The organism is Metabacillus sp. RB-C-LZQ-3-1 (assembly GCF_058315175.1).
The window spans coordinates 1-450 of the sequence record NZ_JBZFLI010000066.1 but is presented as its reverse complement, the minus strand read 5'-3'; the positions used below and the strand labels follow the sequence as shown (position 1 = coordinate 450).

The window sequence follows — 450 nt, the reverse complement described above, 5'->3', positions numbered from 1 at the left end:
TGTTTAGTTTCGCGGTCGTGGCGGAATGGCAGACGCGCTAGGTTGAGGGCCTAGTGGGGGCGACCCCGTGGAGGTTCAAGTCCTCTCGGCCGCACCAAAAACACTTGAGATTTATTTTTTAAAAAAGTGTTGACCCAAGTGTTTTAAGGTGTTATTATAGTTAAGTCGCTTGTTGATAACAGAATTTCATATTGCGCCCGTAGCTCAATTGGATAGAGCGTTTGACTACGGATCAAAAGGTTAGGGGTTCGACTCCTCTCGGGCGCGCCATAATAAATTACGGGAAGTAGCTCAGCTTGGTAGAGCACTTGGTTTGGGACCAAGGGGTCGCAGGTTCGAATCCTGTCTTCCCGACCAGACGGACGTGTCACTTCGCGGGTGTAGTTTAGTGGTAAAACCTCAGCCTTCCAAGCTGATGATGAGGGTTCGATTCCCTTCACCCGCTCCAAA

General features: G+C 49.8%; 4 tRNA genes. All 4 read left to right on the top strand.

Annotation, left to right across the window (positions count from 1 at the left end):
* The first annotated feature begins 11 nt into the window (after positions 1-11).
* The 4 genes from AC4GZ8_RS26475 to AC4GZ8_RS26460 all read left to right on the top strand — a co-directional run bounded on the left by AC4GZ8_RS26475 (position 12) and on the right by AC4GZ8_RS26460 (position 448).
* A tRNA-Leu gene (locus tag AC4GZ8_RS26475) sits at positions 12-97 on the top strand.
* Between the two features lie 96 nt (positions 98-193).
* Positions 194-270: transfer RNA gene (locus AC4GZ8_RS26470), tRNA-Arg, on the top strand.
* Positions 271-280: 10 nt separating this feature from the next.
* Positions 281-357 (top strand) — tRNA-Pro (locus AC4GZ8_RS26465).
* 17 nt (positions 358-374) lie between these two features.
* Positions 375-448: transfer RNA gene (locus AC4GZ8_RS26460), tRNA-Gly, on the top strand.
* The last annotated feature ends 2 nt before the right edge of the window (positions 449-450 follow it).